Genomic DNA, 20,924 nt, shown 5'->3' on the forward strand with positions numbered 1-20,924 from the left:
CCGCGGGCCACGTGTCACGTCAGGCCGTCTCCTCGCCCAGGGGTTGCGGGTTGGGGGTGATGCGCTTGCTCTTGGGCCGTCCCGGCGGGCTGAGGAACAGCGCCACGAAGCCGGCGAAGAACGAGATGGAGCCGGCCAGGATGAAGGCGCCGTTGAGGCCCCAGGCCGTCACGACGACGGCTCCCATGCCGGAGCCGAGGCCGGAGACCAGCTTGGAGCTGTACACCATGCCGTAGTTGGTCGCGTTGTTGTTCTCCCCGAAGTAGTCCGCGGTCATCGCCGCGAACATCGGGAAGATGGCGCCGCCACCGAAGCCGGAGACCGCGGAGAAGAACAGGAACAGCGGCAGGTTCCTGAGCTCGGCCGACCAGATGATGCCGAACTGGGCGAGGCCCAGGATGACACAGACGTACAGCAGGCACTGCTTGCGGCCGTACAGGTCGGAGAGCCAGCCGATGACGCCGCGTCCGGTGCCGTTGACGATCGCCTTGAGCGACATGGCGGTGGCCACGATGCCGGCGGCGAACCCCGCGTGCTCGCCGATCTCGACCTGGAAGGCGATACCGAAGATGTTCACGCCCGAGGTGCAGGCGAGACAGAACCACATGAGCGCCACACGGCCGGTCTTCCAGGCCTCCGAGGGGCTGTACTGGTGGACGGCCGGCGGGTTCTTCTCCAGGGAACGGCGAGCGCGAGGATCGTCCGGCGGGTTGAGCGGGTCGATGTGCGCAGGCCACCAGTTCTTCGGCGGGTCCTGGAAGAAGAAGCCGGCGACGGCGACCGTCAGCGCGAGGAAGCAGCCGACCGAGACCAGGACGACCTTGAAGTTGGAGAGGTCCATGACGGTCGAGAAGAGGAAGACGAAGGGGACCGAACCGTAGGCGAAGCCGCCGTTGACGAAGCCGGTCTTGCCGCCCTTGCGCTCCGGATACCACTTGCCGACCATGTTGACGCAGGTGGCGTACACCATGCCCGCGCCCATACCGCTGAACATGCCGAAGCCGACGAAGGCCAGTATGACGTGCGGGGCGAAGGCCAGTGACAGGTAGCCCAGCAGCGTGCCGACCGCGCCCAGCATCATCGCCCAGCGCGCGGGCAGCTTGCCGGTCTCACGCAGCCGTCCCGCCGGGAAGGCCACCGCGGCCTGGAAGAACACCCAGACGGTCAGCATCCAGAAGATGCTGTTCTCGGACCAGTGGTGGGCCTGGTGGATCGTCTCCTCGGCGGACGCGAACGCGTACTCCGCGGAGGAGATGCCCATCATGCCCACCCAGGGCAGGATCACCATCCACTTGCGCTTGCGCCCCATGATGTCGATGTCGGACTCGCCGACCCGGTAGACGCGTCCGTTCCTGTCGGTCACCTCGCGGTAGGCAACCGATGTCGGCAGATCGGTCGTTGTCATGTCGTGTTGCACCCCTTGCGTCGAAAGATCTGGCCAGCGCCCCCTGTCCCATGCCTTTCGTGCGCGCGCGGGTCCCGGGGCCGGCCGACGCGCACCGTCGGCCGGCTCCCCTCTCACCTCAGGTCATGAGCCGCCCCCCAACAGCCCCGCCGCCCGCGCCCACCGGTACTTGGCGCCGAGCACGGCCACCGGCCGCTCCGTGGTGTAGGGGTACGCCACGACCCCCCGCTCGTAGAGGTACTGGCAGGCCTCCTCGACCTCGACGTCGCCCGCGAGCGACGCCACCACCGGCTTCTCGATCCCGCGCTCCCGGAACTCGGCCACCACGCGGGCGGTGAGCTCGGCGAAGACCATCGGAGGGGTGACGATGGTGTGCCAGTAGCCGAGGACGAGCGCATGGATGCGCGGGTCCTCCAGGCCGAGCCGGATGGTCGCCTCGTACGTCGACGGCGGCTCGCCGCCGGTGATGTCCACCGGGTTGCCCGCGGCCCCGAAGGGCGGGATGAACCTGCGGAACGCCTCGTCCAGGTCCGGCGGGATCTCCATCAGGGAGAGCCCGTTGTCCGTCACCGCGTCGGACAGCAGCACGCCGCTGCCGCCGGCCCCGGTGATGATCACGACGTTGCCGCCCCTGGGGGTCGGAAGCACCGGCAACGCGCGCGCGTACTCCAGCATGTCGTTCAGCCCGGGCGCCCGGATGACGCCCGCCTGCCGCAGGATGTCGTCGTACACCGCGTCGTCCCCGGCGAGGGCGCCGGTGTGCGAGCCCGCGGCCTTCGCGCCGGCGGCCGTACGGCCTGCCTTGAGGACCACGACCGGCTTCTTCGGCACGGTCCGGCGCGCCGCCTCCACGAAGGCGCGGCCGTCCTTGAGGTCCTCCAGGTGCATGGCGATGCACTCGGTGTGCGGGTCCTCACCGAACCAGGTCAGCAGGTCGTCCTCGTCCAGGTCGGACTTGTTGCCGAGGCCCACGATCGCCGACACGCCCGTCTTCGTGGTGCGGGCGAAGCCCAGGATGGCCATGCCGATTCCGCCGGACTGCGAGGTCAGCGCGACGCCGCCCTTGACGTCGTACGGCGTGCAGAACGTGGCGCACAGGTCCTGCCAGGTGGAGTAGTAGCCGTAGATGTTCGGGCCGAGCAGCCGGGTGCCGTGCCGCTCGGCGATCGCCACGATCTCGGCCTGGAGTTCGTGCTCGCCGGTCTCCGCGAAGCCGGAAGGAATGAGGACGGCGTTGGGAATCCCCTTGCGCCCCACCTCCTCCAGCGCCGCCGCGACGAACTTGGCGGGGATGGCGAACACGGCCACATCCACCTCACCGGGAACGTCCGTGACACTCTTGTACGCCTTGCGGCCCAGAATGTCATCGGCCTTGGGGTTCACCGGGTGGATCTCCCCGGAGAAGCCGCCGTCGACGAGGTTGCGCATCACCGAATTGCCGATCTTGCCCTGCTCGTTGGAGGCCCCGATCACGGCGACCGCACGCGGCTGCATCAGCCGGCGCATCGAGGTGAGGATCTCCTCGCGCGAGTAGCGGCGGCGCTGCTTCACCGCGGCCCCGGAGAGGATCACCCGGATGTCGGCCGCGACGGCGCCCTCCGGAGTGGCGATCACCGGGTTGAGGTCGACCTCGGCGATCTCCGGGAAGTCCGTGACGAGCTGGGAGACCCGGCGGATCTGCTCGGCGACCGCCCACCGGTCCGCACCGGCCGCGCCGCGCACCCCGCGCAGGATCTCCGCCGAGCGGATCGAGTCCAGCATGGACAGCGCCTCGTCGGCGTCCACGGGCGCGAGCCGGAAGGTGACGTCCTTCAGCACCTCGACGAGGACCCCGCCGAGCCCGAAGGCGACCACCTTCCCGAACGTCGGATCGGTCACCGCGCCGACGATGACCTCCTGCCCCTTGGGGAGCAGCTCCTGCACCTGCACACCCTCGATCCGGGCGTTCGCGTCGTAGGCACGGGCGTTGTCGACGATGGTGTGGAACGCGGCCCGCACGTCGGCGGCGCCCTCGACGCCGACGATCACGCCGCCGGCGTCGGTCTTGTGCAGGATGTCCGGCGAGACGATCTTCATCACGACGGGTCCGGCGAACCGTGCCGCGTAGGCCACGGCCTCGTCGACGTCGGTCGCCAGCTCCTCACCGGGTACGGCGATCCCGTACGCGTCCGCCAGCACCTTGCCCTCGGGAGCGGTCAGCGCCGTGCGCCCCTCGGCCCGGACGGTGTCGAGGAGCGTGCGCACCCTCGGCACCCGGTCTTCGGCCATCACGTCAGATCACTCCGTTCGACTTGAGCATGCGCAGCTCCTCGTCACCGAGGCCGAGCTCGCCGACGTAGACCTCTGCGTTGTGCTCGCCCAGCAGCGGCGAACTGGTCACCTCCACGGGGGAGTCGGACAGCTTCAGCGGGCTGCCCACGGTCATGAACTCGCCGCGCTCGGGGTGCGGCACCCGGACGACCATCTCGTTCGCGGCCAGCGAGGCGTCCTCGATGATCTCCTTGGTGGACAGGATCGGCCCGCACGGGATGTTGTGGGCGTTGAGCCGCTCCAGCACCTCCCACTTGGGCAGGGTCGAGGACCACTCCTCGATGAGCTGGAACATCTTGCTGAGCTTGGGCAGCCGGGCCTCCGGCGTCGACCACTCCGGGTCGTCCGCCAGTTCGGGCCGGCCGATGAGCTCGCTGATCGGCTGCCAGCCGACGGGCTGCACGATGACGTACACGTAGTCGTTCGGGCCGCCCGGCGCGCACTTGACCGCCCAGCCGGGCTGGCCTCCGCCGGACGCGTTTCCCGAGCGGGGAACCTCGGTGCCGAAGTCCTCGTTGGGATATTCGGCGAGCGGGCCGTGTGCCAGGCGCTGCTGGTCGCGCAGCTTCACCCGGCAGAGGTTGAGCACGGCGTGCTGCATGGCCACGTTGACCCGCTGCCCGCGCCCGGTGTGCTCCCGCTGGTACAGCGCCGCCAGGATGCCCGCCACGGCGTGCACACCCGTCCCCGAGTCCCCGATCTGGGCCCCCGTCGCCAGCGGCGGTCCGTCCTCGAACCCGGTGGTCGACATCGACCCGCCCATGGCCTGGGCGACGACCTCGTACGCCTTGAAGTCGGTGTACGGGCCTTCGCCGAACCCCTTGATGGAGGCATAGACGATCCGCGGATTGATCTCCTGGATGCGGTCCCAGGTGAAGCCCATGCGGTCGATCGCGCCCGGTCCGAAGTTCTCGACCATGACGTCGGAGCGCCGGATCAGTTCGGTGAGGAGCTCCTTGCCGCGTTCTGTCTTGGTGTTGAGGGTGATGCTCCGCTTGTTGCAGTTGAGCATCGTGAAGTAGAGGGAGTCGACGTCCGGGAGATCACGCAGCTGCTTGCGCGTGATGTCACCGGCCGGCGCCTCCAGCTTGACGACGTCCGCGCCGAGCCAGGCGAGCAGCTGGGTCGCGGAGGGCCCGGACTGGACGTGGGTCATGTCCAGGACGCGGATGCCCTGGAGAGCCTGTGCGGTCACCGGATCACCTCACTTGTACATGGTCTGGTTCATGGTTCCGGGGGCGTACGCGTCCGGGTCGACCCAGACGTTGATCAGCGACGGCTTGCCCGACTCGCGAGCGCGCCGCAGCGCCGGGCCGATGTCGGCGGGGTCACGGACCTCCTCGCCGTAACCACCCAGCATCTGCGCGAACTTGTCGTAGTGGACGTCGCCGAGGGTGTTGCCGACCCGCTCGCGCTCCTTGCCGTACTTGGCGGCCTGGCCGTAGCGGATCTGGTTCATGGAGGAGTTGTTGCCGACGATGCCGACGAAGGGCAGGTCGTAGCGGACCAGCGTCTCGAAGTCCCAGCCGGTCAGGGAGAACGCTCCGTCGCCGAAGAGGGCGACGACCTCCTTGTCGGGCCGCGCCTGCTTGGCCGCCAGCACGAACGGCACCCCGACGCCGAGCGTGCCCAGCGGGCCCGGGTCCATCCAGTGGCCCGGTGACTTGGGCTGCACGACCTGGCCGGAGAAGGTGACGATGTCGCCGCCGTCGCCGATGTAGACCGAGTCCTCGGTGAGGAAGTCGTTGATCTCGCTGACGAGCCGGTACGGGTGGATCGGCGAGGCGTCCGAGCGCAGCTGCGGCAGCCGCTTCTCCAGCGCGGTCTGCTCGGCCGCGCGCAGCTCGTCGAGCCACTCCTTGCGCTTGGACGCGCCCCCGTTGACACGCCCGGAGGCCGCCTCCGTCACCGACTTCAGCACCAGTCCGGCGTCGCCGACGATGCCGAGGTCGATGTCGCGGTTCTTGCCGACGGTCCGGTAGTCGAGGTCGATCTGCACGACGGTCGCGTTCGCCGACAGCCGCTTGCCGTAGCCCATGCGGAAGTCGAAGGGCGTGCCGACGATGACGATGACGTCGGCGTGGGAGAAGGCGTAGCGGCGCGACAGCTGGAAGTGGTGCGGGTCGCCCGGCGGGAGGGTGCCGCGGCCGGCGCCGTTCATGTACGCCGGGACGTTCAGCGTGCGCACCAGCTCGATGGCCGCCTCGGTGCCGCGGGTCGTCCACACCTGGCTGCCCAGCAGGATCGCGGGCTTCTCGGCGTGCACCAGCAGGTCGGCGAGCTTCTCGACGGCCTCGGGGTCGCCGGCCGAGCGGGTCGAGGCGCGGTAGGCGCCGGCCTTCGGCACGCGCGCCTTGTCCGCCGGCACCCTGGCGTCGAGGACGTCGCGCGGGATCTCCAGGAAGGAGGGGCCGGGCGCGCCGTGGTAGCACTCGCGGAACGCCATGGACACCATGTCCGCCGCGCGTGCCGTGTCGGGCACGGCGGCCGCGAACTTGGTGATCGGCGTCATCATGTCGACGTGCGGCAGGTCCTGCAGCGACCCCATCTTGTGCTGGGTGAGGGCACCTTGACCGCCGATGAGCAGCATCGGCGACTCGGCGCGGAACGCGTTGGCGACGCCGGTGACGGCGTCGGTCGTCCCCGGGCCGGCGGTGACGACCGCGCAGCCGGGCTTGCCGGTGATCCGTGCGTAGCCGTCGGCGGCGTGTGCGGCGACCTGCTCGTGACGGACGTCGACGACTTCGATGCCCTCGTCGACGCAGCCGTCGTAGATGTCGATGATGTGGCCGCCGCACAGGGTGTAGATGCGGTCTACCCCCTCGGCCTTCAAGGCCTTGGCGACGAGATGACCGCCGGAGATGACGTCCTGGGTGTCGTCGGGCATGGCGAAGTCCTGTCCCTTCGTAGGGGGTTGGAACGCTCTCGCGGTACATTGCATACAGTCGACGAATACTGTATGAAGCTTGTTATCCCGCATCCTGTGGGTGGTGTCCAGGGGGCGTGCGGCAGTTTTCGGGAGTCTCGGGGGCGCCCCGGAAGACTCAGTAGTCAGGAGCCGAGATGGACCTGTACGAACACCAGGCAAGGGAACTCTTCGAGGAACACGGCATCTTGGTGCCGAGGGCCGAAGTCACCGACTCGCCCAAGGAGGCACGCGAGGCAGCCCGCCGGCTGGGCGGCCGTGTCGTCGTCAAGGCGCAGGTCAAGACCGGCGGACGCGGCAAGGCGGGCGGCGTGAAGCTCGCCGCCGACCCGGCCGCCGCCGAGCTGACGGCGCGCCAGATCCTCGGCATGGACATCAAGGGCCACACGGTCGGCACAGTCATGCTGGCCCAGCCGGTCGACATCGACAGCGAGTTCTACGTCTCCTACGTCCTCGACCGCGCCGCGGGCCGCTTCCTCGCCATCGCGTCCGCCGAGGGCGGCATGGACATCGAGGAGGTCGCCGCGAGCCGGCCCGAGGCCGTGGCACGCATCCCCGTCGATCCGGCCGAGGGCGTCACCTCCGCCAGGGCGGGCCGGATCGCCGAGGCGGCCGGACTTCCGCCGCAGACCGTCGACGTGCTGGTACGGCTGTGGGAGGTGCTGGTCCGCGAGGACGCCCTGCTCGTCGAGGTCAACCCGCTGGTCCGCACCGCACAGGGGCAGATCCTCGCCCTCGACGGCAAGGTCACCCTGGACGACAACGCCCGCTTCCGGCAGACGCGTTGGGGCACCGAGAGCGCGGAGCACGACGACCCGCTGGAGGCGCTTGCCGCCGAGCGGGGCCTCAACTACGTCAAGCTCGACGGCGAGGTCGGCATCATCGGCAACGGCGCCGGACTCGTCATGTCGACGCTCGACGTCGTCGCGGGCTGCGGCGCCCGACCCGCCAACTTCCTCGACATCGGCGGCGGGGCCTCCGCCCAGATCATGGCCGACGGCCTGTCCGTCATCCTCTCCGACCCGGCCGTGAAGTCGGTCTTCGTCAACGTCTTCGGCGGCATCACGGCCTGCGACGCGGTCGCCGACGGCATCGTGCAGGCGCTGGAAACCGTCCGGCTGACCAAACCGCTGGTCGTCCGGCTCGACGGCAACAACGCCGCACGCGGCCGGGCGATCCTCGACGAACGCGCGCACCCGCTCCTCCAGCAGGCCACCACCATGGACGGCGCCGCCCGCGCGGCGGCCCAGCTCGCCAACGCAACCTGAGGAGACGGGACATGGCCATTTACCTCACCAAGGAGAGCAAGGTCCTCGTCCAGGGGATGACCGGCGGCGAGGGCATGAAGCACACCCGGCGCATGCTCGCCGCCGGCACCGATGTCGTCGGCGGCGTCAACCCGCGCAAGGCGGGCCGCACCGTCGACTTCGACGACCGTGCGGTGCCCGTCTTCGGCTCGGTCGGCGAGGGCATGGCGGCCACCGGGGCGGACGTCACGGTCGTCTTCGTGCCGCCCGCCTTCGCCAAGGCCGCGGTCGTCGAGGCCGCCGACGCCGGCATCGCCCTCGCGGTCGTCATCACCGAGGGCATCCCGGTCCACGACTCGGTCGCCTTCACGGCGTACGCGCGAGCGAAGGGCACCCGGATCATCGGCCCCAACTGCCCCGGCCTGATCACCCCCGGCCAGTCCAACGCGGGCATCATCCCGGCCGACATCGCCAAACCCGGCAGAATCGGCCTGGTGTCGAAGTCCGGCACGCTGACCTACCAGCTGATGTACGAACTGCGCGACATCGGCTTCTCCACCTGCGTCGGCATCGGCGGTGACCCCGTCGTCGGCACCACGCACATCGACTGCCTGGCCGCCTTCCAGGACGACCCCGACACCGAACTGATCGTGCTGATCGGGGAGATCGGCGGCGACGCGGAGGAACGGGCCGCGGCGTACATCCGCGCGCACGTCACCAAGCCGGTCGTCGGCTACATCGCGGGTTTCACGGCGCCCGAGGGCAGGACCATGGGGCACGCCGGCGCCATCGTCTCCGGCTCCTCCGGTACGGCGCAGGCGAAGAAGGAGGCGCTGGAGGCGGTCGGAGTGCGGGTGGGGAGCACACCGACCGAGACGGCCCGCCTGGTCCTGTCCGCCCTGGGAGCCACCACGTGACGTCACTCACTGTCGCCGCACGGTGACTGTCACGCTTCTTGACTCGTCAGTAGCTTCCCTGTGCGACACCCTCGAAGTACGGCGCCGCGCACGGCAGTGCGAGCCGTGCGCGGCGCAGCCATGCACCTCCCGCCCCGACTGTGCACCGAGAGCGGAGAAAACGATGGCACCCACCCTCCCCCCGACCACCGACTCCCAGGCACTCACCCTGAAAGCCGGTACCTCCTGGGCCGACGCCTGGCAGCGCTGTCTGTCCATCGCCCCCGAGGCCTTCCAGGACGACCGCGTCCTGAACCTGTGGAACGCCACCTGGCAGGCGGACGGCCACGTCCTGCCCGCCGTCACCCCCGTCGACGGCACCCCCGTCGCGGCCCCGCCCCGACTGGACCGGACCAGCGCCCACCAGGCCGTCCGCGCCTCGCTCGACCAGCACCGCGCCTGGCGGCACGTCCCGCTCGACGAGCGCCGCGCCCGCGTCGCCGCCACCCTCGACGCGCTCACCGAGCACCGCGAACTGCTGGCGCTGCTGCTCGTCTGGGAGATCGGCAAGCCGTGGCGGCTCGCTCAGGCGGACGTGGACCGGGCCGTCGACGGCGTGCGCTGGTACGTCGACGGCATCGAACCGATGGTCGCCGGACGTGCCCCGCTGGACGGTCCCGTCTCCAACATCGCGAGCTGGAACTACCCGATGAGCGTGCTCGTGCACGCCATGCTCGTACAGGCCCTGGCGGGCAACGCGGTCATCGCCAAGACCCCGACCGACGGCGGTGTCGCCTGTCTGACCCTGGCCTGCGCGCTCGCCGCCCGCGAAGGGGTGCCCGTCACCCTCGTCAGCGGCAGCGGGGGCGAGTTGTCGCAGGCGCTGGTGCGGGCGCCCGAGATCGGCTGCGTCTCCTTCGTCGGCGGCCGCGACACCGGCGCCGCGGTGGCCACGGCCGTCGCCGACCTGGGCAAGCGGCACATCCTCGAACAGGAAGGACTCAACACCTGGGGCATCTGGAACTACTCGGACTGGGACGCGCTCACCGCGGTCGTGCCCAAGCTCTTCGACTACGGCAAACAGCGCTGCACGGCCTACCCGCGCTTCGTCGTCCAGCGCGCGCTGTTCGACGAGTTCCTGGCGGCGTACCTCCCCGCGGTCCGTACCCTGAAGGCCGGGCACCCGCTCGCCGTCGAGAAGCCCGACGACCCCTACCCGGCGCTGGACTTCGGGCCGTTGATCAACGCCGCCAAGGCCAAGGACCTGAACGACCAGGTGGCCGAGGCCGTCGACCGCGGCGCCGTCCCGCTGCACCGCGGCAAGCTGTGCGACGCCCGGTTCCTGCCCGGCCAGGACACCTCCGCATACGTTCAGCCGGTCACGCTCCTCAACCCGCCGCCCTCCTCCCCGCTGCACCACGCGGAACCCTTCGGCCCGGTCGACACCATCGTCCTCGTCGACACCGAGGCCGAGCTGCTGGCCGCCATGAACGCGTCGAACGGCGCGCTGGTCGCCACGCTGTCCACGGACGACCGGGCGACCTACGAACGACTGGCCCCGCAGATCCGCGCCTTCAAGACCGGCCACGGCAAGCCCCGCTCCCGGGGCGACCGCGACGAGTTGTTCGGCGGCTTCGGCGCGTCCTGGCGCGGCGCGTTCGTCGGCGGCGAACTGCTGGTGCGGGCGGTGACACAGGGGCCGGCGGGGGAGCGGCTGCCGGGGAACTTCCCGGAGTACCACCTGATGCCGTAGGCGCGTCCGTCTGGCGGCTCCGTCTCCCGGCCGGGGGTGCCCAGGAGTGACATCCCGGGCACCCTCGGTCACCGTCCCTTGGCTGACCCGGGGGTGGAAACGCAGGTGAAGGGCACTCCGAAACCTTGGTATTGTTGTCCCTGTCGCCGCGCGGAACACCTCCTGCAAGGCGACAGACACCTGGTCCGGGTGGCGGAATGGCAGACGCGCTAGCTTGAGGTGCTAGTGCCCTTTATCGGGCGTGGGGGTTCAAGTCCCCCCTCGGACACTCACTTCACTCGCCGTATCCCACGGAAACAGGGCCGCGACCTTTCGGTCGCGGCCCTATTTGCGTATTTGTAGCTGACCGTAATCCCGAGCGCTTCGTAGAGTGAGCCTGGTAGCGGGCGAGGCGCCGCTCGCTCTCCTCGACCGTCTTGCGAGCTTGGCCTGCGCGGGTGGGAGGGTCGCTGCTGTGATTGCTGTGACGTCGGCGTGGGTGACGGTTTCGATGGTGGCGGTGAGCCGGTCGGGGGCGAAGAACCGGGTGAATTTAGCGGTCCCGGACGCGGCAGACCACGCGACGACGCTCTCGCCGCGTGCGATGAGCCACTGGGCGAGATGACGGCCCAGTCCGTTGGCGTTCTCCACAGCCCACCTGAGCTGCAGCCGCCGCTTGCCCAGGCCGGCAGCCGACGGTACTCCGCCTCGATCCGCATCGTGCCGACCTGCTGATTCGATTCCGGCTCGACCGCCGTGGCGTAGTGGGTGGACTTGCGGGGATCGACACCAGCAATAGCACGGGGCTGTGCTCCTTGCGGTCGGACGACAGGGCGGCCACGGTCGACACGCCGACTTCCAGAACCAGATGACCCGGACACGCCTGTGTTGAGTGAGACCCCTGTAGAGGTCGGCGGTTCAAGTGTGACAAGGCGTTCGGTTGGCCGGTGTGCGGCGGCCTGCCCGGATCATGTAGCCACGCCCTGAACCAACGATCTATGGCCGTGAGCCCCGCTGTTGTCACGCCGCCTGGTCCTCGTGAAGGTTGCCGACGTAGCGCCGCAAGGCGTCCAGGCTATGGAAGACGCGGTAGTCACTCGCCTCCAGGGCGGCCTGCTCGTCCGGGGTGGTTTCCGGGACGAGGACCACGGGGCCGCCCACCTCCTCCTGCAGGCCATGGGGCCAGAACGCGGTGGCCACGAGGACGGGGCTGCCGGGGACCAGATTGGTCACCTCGCTGTCCAGCTCGGGCTCGGCGAAGCCCTGCCGCCGCAGGTCCTCCAGCAGCTGGGCCAGGCCGGGCATGTCCTCCTCCGTGTCAGCGGCGGGCACCGGAGCGGCGGCCGACCTGAGGACCGTGGCGTGGGCCGGTGCGGCCAAGCCGACCGGAGACGGTCCTTCGAGCAGTTTGGTGAGAAAACTGTTCGAAGCCTCGGCGAGGAGTTCGCGTCGGGCGGCGAGGAATGAGCGGTAGGCATCGATGCGCCACAGCTCCGGGTCGGTCGGGATCCACTGCGATTCAAGGGCACCCGGAACCTTCTGGGCGATCTCCAGCAGGTAGTCCTCCGGCCGTTTGGCACTGATCTGCAGGTTCGTGTCCTGGGTGAGGAAACAGAAGTTGGCGACCGCGTTGACTTCGCCCCTGTCGTAGCCGTGCTTGTAGAGCAGGGTCTTGGGGAAGATGTGGTGCACCTGGAGGGAGCTCAGCTTTCCGAGCATGCCGTCCTTCAGCGGGACCCCGCTGCCCAGGTCCTGCGCCCCGTGGACCCGGGACAGCATGTAGAGCAGCGGGTAGAAACGGGATCCCATGCTGGAACCCTGGAAATTGTCGGGCCGGACCTCCAGTCGGCCGCCGCGGGCCTGCCGCAGAGTCTCGATCAGCCGGTCGACCCCGCCGGCGTCGACCGCCTCGAGGTCCTGGTTGAGGGCGGTCTCCGTGGCGCCGGTGTGCCGGCCCCAGAGGAAGCTGTGGATGAACCAGTAGAAGAGCCGGTCGCGTGTCATGGCGTCGGGGAACTTGCCGGAGTGGTGGTGCAGCAGACGGCTCATGACGGGAAAGGCGGCCCGGCCGTTCAGTACCCGCCCGTGGTCGAGGCCCAGGCGGCCGCCGAGGGCGTTGAGCAGATAGCTGGTGGACTCGATGGTCTGTTCCAGGCCGGTCCGGAACTCCGGCATCTCGACGTCGCCCAGCTTGGAGAACTGGGCCTCACCGGTCAGGACGGCGTTGACGTTGCGGAGCAGCCAGTCCAGCTTGAAGGTGCAACCGGCGTCCGACCAGTTCTTCAGAGCGGTGTTCATGGTCGGGCGGGCGTCGGGCCAGGACGCGCAGATCGCTGCCAGCGCGAGGTCGCCCTTGGACAGCTTGGTACCACCGGAGTTGACGCGGTTGAAGATCTCCACGACGACGTCGATGGTCATGTCGTTACCCGTGACCTCCTCGATGTGGATGTTGCGGTCCTTGATCTGGGTGATCCGGTTCAGGCGCTCGATGTAGGCCGCCACCAGGGACCCATCACTTCCGGCCAGCGCGGTGATGGAGGGCAGCAGTGGGCCAAGGCCGCCCTGGAAAAGGGCGGTGACGTCGACCCAGAGTGGGTTGTCCTTCATCTTGGCCGGTGCGTAGAACTCGAAGGTCTCGGTCGCCAGATGGAAGTGCAGCCCGGTCAGTGCCACCTGGTTGCCCTCGAAGAAGCGAGGTGAGCGTCCCTGGGTGACGCCGTAGAGGGTGGTCACCCGCTGCTGACCGTCGAGCAGCAGTTGTACGGTGCCGTCCTTCTCCGGGCCGCCCCCGCGGGTGCTCGCGCTGTCGGCCTTGGTGCTCCAGGTGAGGAACCCCCCGATCGGATAGCCGCGGTACAGCGACTGGAAGAACGCGCGAACCTGGTCACGGGTCCAGACGTAGCCGCGCTGGAACTCCGGAAGGGCGATGTCCCCGGACTCGATCTTGTGCAGGATCTGCGAAATCTGCATGCCGTGCCTCTTCGGTCGGCCCGCCGGTGACTCCGTACGGGGTTGTCTTTCCTGAGTAACGGAGGCGAAGCGCCGGAAGGTTGGTGCCGCTGACGGTGACGGGTGACGGGTGTTCTTACGCCACGGCCTAACTCACCCGCGCCCCTTTATGCGCCGATTGCTCGCCGGCATGTCGGCGCCGTCGAAAGGGGACGGATCGGATCACCCTCCGAGCGCCGTGCCGACGACCTCGCCGCCCCAGCCGTCCGGGGTGCGCCACAGGACGTGCACGGTAAAGATGTCGCGGACGGCTTCGGCGGCCCAGTCCTCTGCCGGGGGTTCGCACAGGACAAGGTAGAGGCCGGTGGCCTCGGCGTGCAGGGTGTGCTTGATCTCAAGGAGGCGCGTCGCCCCCACACGGAGGTCCTGGTAGGTGGAACGGCCGACGCCGAGGACCTCGTACAGGTGCAGGCCCTGGTCGGTGTCGCAACTGACGTCGACGACCGGGGAGTCCACCGGCTCGAGGTCCGCCCACAACAGGGCCGCCTTCAGGGCGTGGCGGACCGCCTCGTGCTTCTTGCAGGTGCGGTCGGCTGTGGCCCAGGTTTCCAGCGCCTGGAGCAGGGCGGACGGCTCCACGGTCTCGGAGGTGGTGGCGGGCGCGGCGGCCGCTGTTGCGGAGGTGGGCACGGGTTCGGTTTCCTTCTGCTCGGGAGCGGGAGCGGCGCTGGGTGCCTTTTCCGGGGCGGTGGGTGTGGCGTCGTCCATGCGGGCGCGGAGGGTATCGCGAGCCTCGAGGAGGGCGTCGGCCCATCCGGAGCCAGTGAGCCGGTCCCGGAAGGCGGCGATGTCCAGAGTGCCGTCCTTGAGCGCTCGGTGGGTGCTTGCGGCGAGATCGCGCAGGAGACCCAACCGGTGCCTGTCGGGCGATCCGAGGACGCGTCGTACGTCCACCCAGTCCGCCTGGTCGCGGCGGAGGACGCGGTTGGCCATGCCCTTCAGCTCGGACAGGCGGGCGCGGGCGTCCTGCGGCTCGCCACCTGTGACCGACACCAGCTCGTCGAGTACGCCCAGGGCCGCGATGTAGCGGGGCGCCATGGTGGTCGAGATCGGCATACGGCCACGCTGGTCGGTGGTGAGCACGGTCTGATTGGTCTCGTTGGCGAACACCCAGCAGTCCAGCTCGTGGCCGGGGCGGGGCGGGGTGGAGCCGTGCCTGACCGTGAGCATCATCGGGCGGTCGAAGGCCGGGGCCAGGGCGGTGACCTTGTAGCGGCCACCGGGGCCGGGGCCGACGACCTTCACCCGGACGTCCGTGCCGATCTCCGGGACGGCGGCCTCGTCGTCCGGCCGGACCTCGGTGGGCGAGGAACTGGGGATTCCGGCGGGGGCAGGGGAGGGGACGGTGTTCGCGAGGGCCTCCGGGAGCGGTGCGGTGTGCAGCACGGTCAGGGTCTGCGTGCTGCGGGTGAGAGCGATGTAGAGCTGGCGCAGGCCGGCCGGACCGCGGGCGGCGATGGTGGCGGGCTCCAGGACCAGGACGTGGTCGTACTCCATGCCCTTGGCCTGTGCGGCGGCCAGCACCGAGACCGCTTCGCGACGAGGGCCGGTGAGGTCGTCGTTCCGGTCCAGGAGGCGGGTGATCTCGTCCAGCCACATGTAGTCGTCGGGGACGATGACGGCGATGGAGCGCAGGTTGTTCCCGTCGTCGCTGGAACCGACGAGGCGCGTCACGTGGGTGACGGTGTCCTCGAGGAGCTTCCACGGCTCGGTCTCCACGGCCCGTACCGCGTCCTCGCCCACCTCGCGCACCGCTCGCGGGTAGGGCAGATCGCAGGCGACCGCGCGGGCGAGCGGGGCGACGAACTCCATGATCTCCGCGGGTACGCGGTAACTGGTGGTGAGCTCGGCGACGCGCCAGTCACCGTGGTCGGACAGGAGTGTGCCGAGGCGCTCCCAGCTCGTGTGGGTGTGCGGGCCGGTGGCCTGGGCGAGGTCGCCGAGGACGGTCATCGAGCCTCCGGCCGCGCAGCGGCGGCGCAGGGCGCGTGCCTGCATGGGAGTGAGGTCCTGGGCCTCGTCGACCACGATGTGCCCGTAGCGCGGCGGGACTTCCCCGCTGATGAGGAATTCCAGCTCCTCGAGGCAGACATGGTCGTCGAGGGTCCAGGGCTCGGCATCGGCGGTGGCGGTGCGGGGCCGGTGCAGGACCGCCTGTTCGCTCTCGTCGAGGATGCCGTCGGCGCAGGACCGGAGCAGGTCGGGAGAGTCGTACAGGCTGCGCAGGGCCTCCCTGGCGCTCGGGGACGGCCAGATCCTTTCGACGAGCCGTTCCACCCGGCGGTTGCGCTCGAACTCCCTGCGGATGGTGGGCGACTGGCCGCGGCGCGGAGCGATGTCCGTGAGCTCGCGCAGGAGGAGGTCGACGAGCAGGGTGCGGAAGCGGTCCCGGCGCTGCCGGTACGGGCCGCCGCCGTCCTGGGCGGCGGTGAGCAGGTCGTGGACCTGGGAGCGCGGGACGCGCAGGGTCGCGCCGGCGGCGGTGACCATGACGGCGGGCTCGTCGCCCTCGAAGGCGGGGGCAGCGGTGAGGTCGTCGAGGGCCTCGGGGCGGGACTCGCTCTCGACGCGGTTGCGCAGCACGGCCGCCATCCGCTCGTCCGACTTCACCCGGCGCGCCTGCGGGGTGTCGGTGCCAGGCGTGTCGGCATTCCACAGACGGGACAACTGGACGGCGTTGACTTCCCTGGTGCCGAGCGTGGGCAGCACCTGGCCGACATACTCCAGGAACCGCTGGTGAGGGCCGATGACGAGGATGTCCTGAGCCTTGAAGTGCTCGTTGTTGACCAGCCAGGTGACCCGGTGCAGACCGACCGCGGACTTGCCGGTCCCCGGGCCGCCCTGTACGACGAGAATGTCGGTCGGGGAACCCGTCACCAGGTCCATCTGGTCGCGGCGGATCGTCTCGACGATGTCCCGCATCCGGCCGCTGCGCGAACGCTGCAGCTCACGCAGCAGCAACTCGTCCGGCTGAAGCGTCTTGCGCCGCCGGACACGCGCCACGTCACCCGGCGTGGGGGCCGGCGGGCGCCGCCCGGGCCGCGAGCCACCAGGCTCTGCGACCTCGTCCAGGACCAATTCCGGGACCGATCCGGGGGCCGGTGCCGACGGATCGGCCACGTTCGAGTCCTGCGGCTTGTCCACCTCGCCCCGGTCGTCGGCCGCCGGCCGCGGCTTCGGGATCCGCGATAGGGCGGGGACGGGATCTCCGGAGACGGAGGGGCGGTCGAGAGCGGGCCGGAAGACGGCGATCTCGTCGACGTAGCCCTCGACGACACGCCGCGCGCACTGCAGCCGTCGGCGCAGAACCACATCCCCCGGCTTCTCGGGCAGCACCCTGGTCCATCTGTCCGCCAGCGGGCTGGTCCACAGCAGCACCACCGGGTCCCGCTCCGAGTCCAGCACACTGCGGCGGCCGACGTACCAGGGGCGGGGCTCCTGTCCCGGCTCCTCCGGAGCATCGACACGCGCGAAGACCAGCGCCTCGTTGCCGAGTCCCCCGTACTCCTCGGCCCGCGCCTCCGCCGCCTTGCGGACGGCGATGCTGTCCTTGCCGCTCGCCGAGGCCATGGCGGCGGAACTCCCGCTCATTTCGGCCAGCCGAGCCTCGTAGCAGTCGTACGCATGGTCCACGGCCCTCTGCTCGAGGGCGATGACTTCCTCACGTGTGGTGCTCATGTACGTCCTTCCCCACGGTGCTCCCCGGCACCGCTACGGGCGATACGCCCGTAGCCAGTGGAAACATTCACCAGAAACGCTTCGCTGACAAGGCATCAGCCGCGTCCCATCCCTCAGCTCGCGAAGCGGCAGGGATGGGACGTCGGGTATGAGGACAGAAGCCGGGACATTAGCGGCTCCTTCGGCACCTGATCCCTGTCGCGGCCAGAGCGGCCGACCGACTCGGCCGGCACGACACCGAGAGCGTGCTCATCCGCCACGGACGCAACCTGAGACCCGCGCCAGGGGCGGGGGCTTGAGGATCCGGTCCCAGTGCGGGAAGCCCGCGGGCAACTTCCGCCATGGGAGACCGGAGGCGGCGACGAAGACGACCCAGTCGGTGAAGGCGGACGCGGCCGTGGCGCGGTCACGTGTGATTGCGGCGGGGCGTGGCGTGACGAGGCAGGCGGCGAAAAGCACGGGAAGTGCCGGAAGTCCGCGCGCTGTTCCTCCATGCGCGGCGACGAGCGGCGAGCGCTCGTCCACCTGGTTCACTTCTTCGTTACTCCGGCTCGTCGTCTCCCTGCAAAGCGCCGTCACGCAAGGCCCTGTCCGCCGCCCGTCCGATGAGAGCGGTCGCTCCCGCGTCCACCGCTCCTCCGACTACGCCTCCCAGGATCGGGATCGCCTTGGCGAGCGTGATCGCGGCACGCTTCGTTCCGAACTTCGCGACGAGGTGGAAGCCGACCAGCTTGTTGATCTTGTGGAGGATCGCCATCGGCAGCTTCTTGATCATTTGCTCGCCGATCTTCTGACCTACCTTCACCCCAAGGGCAGCCACCGCGCTCTGTGCGCTCATCCCGATTCCGAGCATCATCACGACGCTCCGCACGTAGGGGTCGCGGACGTCCCACCCCCGGAGGTGTGCGATGGCACCGGCCATCCGCAGGTTGATGGCGAGGGACGTGGCCACGTTCGCCGGGATGGTCACGCCGGCGGTGACCAGCCCCCCAAGCCCGGTGATGAAGCCCTGAGTGCCGGCCGCGGCGACGGATTCCTTGATGAGGCGGGCCACGACTGCGTCGATGTCGTCCTTCATGTCCTGCGGGGAGAGGCGCTCATCGTCGTCAGGCGCCCTGTAGTCAGCGCCCTGGCGGCGCGCGAGGCGGTCCTCTGCCCAGCTCGCCGATCCGGTGACCGGCCCCACGCCGTTGACTATGACCTTCTCGGCGAGGCCGGCGATCCACTGCCCGGTCTTCTCGACTGCGCCCTCGTCAGGAGTCTTCTCGTCAGCCATTGCGCTCCCTTTCGTGAGCGTCCCGCCCAAGGGACACCCCGCACCGTTGCGGGCAGGAGAAGGAACCCGGTGCAGGCCTTCCGGCCTGGCTGCGGACGGCCGAAGCCACCCCCCTCGCTACCGCCCGTCCACCCCTCGCGCCGCGACGTCCGCCGTCGCGTCGCCCTCAGCGAGCTGAAGCGGTCACACTTTCCCATGAAAGTGAAAGCGACGTCAAACTACTCTGAAAGACTGGCGGGAGCTCGATGATGGCTACCCCGCCCCGCAGCCGGCCTCCACCAGGAACGGGCTCGGCTGCCCAGTCCATGAGACGTACAGGCCGTCCCTTGCCCGGGTGCAGGCGACGAACAGCAGGCAGCGTTCCGCGGTGAGGTCGGCCTCATGCTGGAGCCGGTCGACCTCCTCCGGGGTAATGGCCGAAGGGTTCGGCAGAGAGCGGTCGTTGACGCCGACGACGGCGGTGTAGCGGTACTCGAGCCCCTTGAAGGTGTGCATGGTGCCCACGTTGACCGCGTCGTCGGTGCGGGCGACTCCCGCGCGGACCCGGCTGGCGGGGACTCCGGCCGCGATCAGACGGTCCTTGGCCTTCGCACAGGTCTTGTTGAAGCGCGCGCAGATCCCGATCTCCCCGTACGCGGCGCCGCCGTCCACCCACTCACGGACCTGCTCCACCAAGGCGTCGAGTTCGGCCTCCTCCGTCTCCGCCGCGTGGACCAGGGGCCCGGAACCGTGCAGGGCCGAGCTGTACCCGATCAGGGTGTCGTGCCGTCCGCTGTCGGCCAGTTCGGCGAAGGGGCGGCCGAGCAGAAGTCCTGTCGCCCAGCTGAGGATCTCCTGGGTGGAGCGGTAGTTCTTGCGCAGCTTGGTCGAACGGCCGGCGACGTTGATGCCGAGGGACTTCAGCGACACCCGGTTGTCGTAGATCCGCTGGTGCGGGTCGCCCGCGACGAACAGGTCGTCGGGGCGCTGCGGGGCGGCGGCGCGGAGCATCCGCCACTGGGCCGGGTGGAGGTCCTGGGCCTCGTCGATGACTACGTGCCGGTAGCACGGACCCTGCTCGGTCAGCAGGTCGGTGGCCTCCACGCAGGTACCGAGGTAGGTGCGCAGCCCGTCCTCGGCCAGGCGCCGGGTGAACTCCTCCACGGTCCGCCACACCAGCGGCCGGGCGGAGACCGGCAGCGCGCTGCCTCGGCCGCGGCGCTCGCAGCGCTCGTACTCCTCCCGGCTGCGGATGTCCTGGGCGAGGAGGACGTGCTTGTACTCCTGGGCGAGGAACTGCGGGGTGCCGGTGAAGCCGGTGGCTTCCGCGGCCTGCTCCCAACGGGCGGTCTCCTCGTACCCGGTGAGGGGCCGGCGCGAGGTGTTGACCACGCGTCCGGCGAAGGCGTCGACGGTCATGACGTCGACCCGGTCGCGCAGGTCCGGATCGTCGACGAGCAGGGAGAGTCCTTCGTTCAGCGAGTCCACGAGGGCATTGGTGAAGGTAGTGAGCAGGATGCGGTCGCCGTCGCGCAGGTGCCGCAGCAGATGCCGCACCCGGTGGAGGACGACGACGGACTTCCCGGTGCCGGGCCCGCCGGTCACCTGTGCGGGGCCGGAGTACGACGGACGGTAGGCGACCTTGTGCTGGGCGGGGTGCAGGAAGATCCGCCAGGCGGTGAACGGCTTGTCGAGGATGTCGCGCAGTTCGTCGGCGTCCGCGACGACGGCGATCCGGGTGCGGGTGTGCGCGATGGCGGTCGCGTAGTCGGTGGTGTCGACGGGCTCCTGCGAGGCCGCGTCGGCCAGCGCCGGCACGACGACCTCCTGCCAGGTCTGCTCGACACCCGCGCCGAGGGCCAGGTGTTCCAGCACCTTGTACTGGTCCGGCGGGAAGAAGCGCCCGAAGACGTCGAGCTGTTCCAGGCTGGTCAGCACGCGTGCCTGCGCGAGGGTGGTGGCGTCGATGCCGAGCGCGGCCATCTCCCGGTCGGAGACCTTCGCGAAGAGCCGCTGCTCCTCGGCGGGCGCGATGCACTGGTAGGTGGGGGTCAGCTCCTCCAGGGTGGCGATCTCGCGGAGCTCTACGGCGCCGGTGACGGCGTTGATGGTCGCCTTCTGCTTCACCGCCCATTCGGTGGCCTCGTCGTGCGGGCCGACCCGGAGCAGTACGAAGGTGTCCCCCGTCTCGGGCGCGAGGACCACGCCGCGGTATCCCTGGGTGATCCGGATGGTCCGGATCTGCCGGTCCTTGGCGCCCTTCAGAGATTCCAGCTTCAGGCCGGGGTCCTTGAAGAGCTGGTCGAGGGTGAGCCGCTCGAACTTCTCCCAGGCGTCGAAAACGCCGGTCCGGACGTGCTTCTCGAGCTTCTCCAGTTGCTGGCAGAAGGCTATGTCGAAGGCGAGGTGCAGCATGACGGGATTTTAGGCCGCCACGGCGTGGCCGAAGGCCGTTCGGGCGTTCGG

General features: G+C 69.7%; 11 protein-coding genes and 1 tRNA gene. 4 read left to right on the forward strand and 8 right to left on the reverse strand.

What is annotated here, in order from left to right; genetic code table 11:
* Positions 1 to 19: 19 nt before the first annotated feature.
* The 4 genes from ACGF8A_RS17790 to ACGF8A_RS17805 form a co-directional block, all read right to left on the reverse strand.
* Positions 20 to 1,405: an OFA family MFS transporter gene (locus ACGF8A_RS17790; RefSeq protein ID WP_393109084.1), complete on the reverse strand. Its 1,386-nt coding sequence runs from the start codon at positions 1,403 to 1,405 to the stop codon at positions 20 to 22.
* A gap of 123 nt (positions 1,406 to 1,528) precedes the next feature.
* On the reverse strand, positions 1,529 to 3,673 hold the full coding sequence (locus tag ACGF8A_RS17795; protein ID WP_393109194.1) for an acetate--CoA ligase family protein: 2,145 nt from the start codon (positions 3,671 to 3,673) through the stop codon (positions 1,529 to 1,531).
* Positions 3,674 to 3,677: 4 nt separating this feature from the next.
* On the reverse strand, positions 3,678 to 4,910 hold the full coding sequence (frc, locus tag ACGF8A_RS17800; RefSeq protein WP_393109086.1) for a formyl-CoA transferase: 1,233 nt from the start codon (positions 4,908 to 4,910) through the stop codon (positions 3,678 to 3,680).
* A gap of 9 nt (positions 4,911 to 4,919) precedes the next feature.
* On the reverse strand, positions 4,920 to 6,602 hold the full coding sequence (locus tag ACGF8A_RS17805) for a thiamine pyrophosphate-binding protein (RefSeq protein WP_393109088.1): 1,683 nt from the start codon (positions 6,600 to 6,602) through the stop codon (positions 4,920 to 4,922).
* Between the two features lie 176 nt (positions 6,603 to 6,778).
* Between ACGF8A_RS17805 and sucC the strand changes: the two genes are divergently transcribed.
* The 4 genes from sucC (at position 6,779) to ACGF8A_RS17825 (ending at position 10,805) form a co-directional block, all read left to right on the forward strand.
* Positions 6,779 to 7,909 (forward strand): ADP-forming succinate--CoA ligase subunit beta, encoded by a 1,131-nt coding sequence (gene sucC / locus ACGF8A_RS17810; protein WP_393109090.1) that lies wholly within the window; start codon positions 6,779 to 6,781, stop codon positions 7,907 to 7,909.
* 11 nt (positions 7,910 to 7,920) lie between these two features.
* Entirely contained in the window at positions 7,921 to 8,805 is an 885-nt protein-coding gene (gene sucD, locus ACGF8A_RS17815; RefSeq protein WP_393109092.1) for a succinate--CoA ligase subunit alpha, read from the forward strand.
* A gap of 163 nt (positions 8,806 to 8,968) precedes the next feature.
* Entirely contained in the window at positions 8,969 to 10,537 is a 1,569-nt protein-coding gene (locus ACGF8A_RS17820) for an aldehyde dehydrogenase family protein (RefSeq protein WP_393109094.1), read from the forward strand.
* Between the two features lie 183 nt (positions 10,538 to 10,720).
* Positions 10,721 to 10,805, forward strand: a tRNA-Leu gene (locus ACGF8A_RS17825).
* 731 nt (positions 10,806 to 11,536) lie between these two features.
* On the opposite strand, the gene ACGF8A_RS17830 is transcribed toward ACGF8A_RS17825, so the two are convergent.
* From ACGF8A_RS17830 to ACGF8A_RS17845, 4 genes are all read right to left on the reverse strand, one after another.
* Positions 11,537 to 13,486, reverse strand: coding sequence for a DUF262 domain-containing protein (locus ACGF8A_RS17830; protein WP_393109096.1), 1,950 nt, complete (start codon positions 13,484 to 13,486; stop codon positions 11,537 to 11,539).
* A gap of 201 nt (positions 13,487 to 13,687) precedes the next feature.
* Positions 13,688 to 17,203, reverse strand: a complete 3,516-nt coding sequence (locus tag ACGF8A_RS17835; RefSeq protein ID WP_393109098.1) for a HelD family protein — start codon at positions 17,201 to 17,203, stop codon at positions 13,688 to 13,690.
* Between the two features lie 541 nt (positions 17,204 to 17,744).
* Positions 17,745 to 18,479 carry an EcsC family protein gene (locus tag ACGF8A_RS17840; RefSeq protein ID WP_393109100.1) on the reverse strand — a complete coding sequence of 245 codons (735 nt, stop codon included), beginning with the start codon at positions 18,477 to 18,479 and terminating at the stop codon, positions 17,745 to 17,747.
* Positions 18,480 to 18,731: 252 nt separating this feature from the next.
* The gene (locus ACGF8A_RS17845) at positions 18,732 to 20,873 is read right to left on the reverse strand and encodes a UvrD-helicase domain-containing protein (protein ID WP_393109102.1); all 2,142 of its coding nucleotides are present in this window, start codon (positions 20,871 to 20,873) and stop codon (positions 18,732 to 18,734) included.
* Positions 20,874 to 20,924: the final 51 nt, after the last annotated feature.

The organism is Streptomyces sp. NPDC047706, from assembly GCF_043204795.1.
In the GTDB taxonomy this organism is placed as follows: domain Bacteria; phylum Actinomycetota; class Actinomycetes; order Streptomycetales; family Streptomycetaceae; genus Streptomyces.

Coding starts and splice junctions, on each gene's coding strand:
- ACGF8A_RS17845 (WP_393109102.1), bottom strand. CDS start 20,873: ATGCTGCACCTCGCCTTCGACATAGCCTTCTGCCAGCAACTGGAGAAG.
- ACGF8A_RS17805 (WP_393109088.1), bottom strand. CDS start 6,602: ATGCCCGACGACACCCAGGACGTCATCTCCGGCGGTCATCTCGTCGCC.
- sucD (WP_393109092.1), top strand. CDS start 7,921: ATGGCCATTTACCTCACCAAGGAGAGCAAGGTCCTCGTCCAGGGGATG.
- ACGF8A_RS17830 (WP_393109096.1), bottom strand. CDS start 13,486: ATGCAGATTTCGCAGATCCTGCACAAGATCGAGTCCGGGGACATCGCC.
- ACGF8A_RS17795 (WP_393109194.1), bottom strand. CDS start 3,673: ATGGCCGAAGACCGGGTGCCGAGGGTGCGCACGCTCCTCGACACCGTC.
- sucC (WP_393109090.1), top strand. CDS start 6,779: ATGGACCTGTACGAACACCAGGCAAGGGAACTCTTCGAGGAACACGGC.
- ACGF8A_RS17835 (WP_393109098.1), bottom strand. CDS start 17,203: ATGAGCACCACACGTGAGGAAGTCATCGCCCTCGAGCAGAGGGCCGTG.
- ACGF8A_RS17840 (WP_393109100.1), bottom strand. CDS start 18,479: ATGGCTGACGAGAAGACTCCTGACGAGGGCGCAGTCGAGAAGACCGGG.
- ACGF8A_RS17790 (WP_393109084.1), bottom strand. CDS start 1,405: ATGACAACGACCGATCTGCCGACATCGGTTGCCTACCGCGAGGTGACC.
- ACGF8A_RS17820 (WP_393109094.1), top strand. CDS start 8,969: ATGGCACCCACCCTCCCCCCGACCACCGACTCCCAGGCACTCACCCTG.